At 73.2% G+C, this 873-nt stretch carries 1 protein-coding gene; it reads right to left on the minus strand.

All coding sequences use genetic code 11. The annotated features are described in order from the left end of the window. Window positions 1-185: 185 nt before the first annotated feature. The gene (locus Pen02_RS19420) at window positions 186-791 is read right to left on the minus strand and encodes a bacterial proteasome activator family protein (RefSeq protein ID WP_203867517.1); all 606 of its coding nucleotides are present in this window, start codon (window positions 789-791) and stop codon (window positions 186-188) included. Between the last annotated feature and the right edge of the window lie 82 nt (window positions 792-873).

Consider the following 873-nt stretch of genomic DNA (forward strand, 5'->3'; position numbering starts at 1 on the left):
CCACGGCCTGACCGATCGCCACGGCCTGACCGATCGCCACGGCCTGACCGATCGCCACGGCCTGACCGATCGCCACGGCCTGACCGATCGGCACGGCTTGGCCCGGAGGAACTGCCGGAATCCGACCGACCGGCACGACCCGGGTCGGCCCGGACCGGTGGAGCTGCCGGGACCGGCAGGTGGAGCTACAGATACTGGCCGGGTCCGGGAGCCTCGCCCGGTTGACCGGCGTTGCCGCCCGGCATCCCCGGCAGCGTGCCGGCGGGGCCCACCGGCAGCGCCGGACGGCCGCCGGAGCGCATCTGCTCCAACTGCATCCTGGCTGCCATCTGCTGGGCGACCAGGGCCGCCTGGATGCCGTGGAACAGCCCCTCCAGCCAGCCGACCAGTTGTGCCTGGGCGATCCGCAACTCCGCCTCGCTCGGCGCGGAGTCCTCGCCGAACGGCAGCGAGAGCCGTTCCAGCTCGTCCCGCAACTCCGGAGCGAGCCCGTCCTCCAGCTCGACGATCGACCGCTGGTGGATCTCGCGCAGCCGGTGCCGGCTGGCGTCGTCCAGCGGTGCGGCCTTGACCTCCTCCAGCAACTGCTTGATCATGCTGCCGATCCGCATCACCTTCGCCGGCTGCTCGATCAGCCGCGACGGATCCTCGCCAGGCGTCTCGCCGTCGGCCGGCACCGTGCCGACCGGGCGTCCGTCCGGGCCGACCACCAGCACGGCGCCGCCGCCGGAACGGTTGCCCGCCGGGGTCGAGTCGTCGTTGTCTTCCTGGGAACGAGGCACGTCGGTCATGCCCCCATCTTCGCGCAACCGGCTCGCCGGACGCGCGCCGGGCACCGGACCCGGCTCCTTCGCTCCGGACCGACCGCTCTGC

The organism is Plantactinospora endophytica, from assembly GCF_016862915.1.
GTDB lineage: Bacteria > Actinomycetota > Actinomycetes > Mycobacteriales > Micromonosporaceae > Plantactinospora > Plantactinospora endophytica.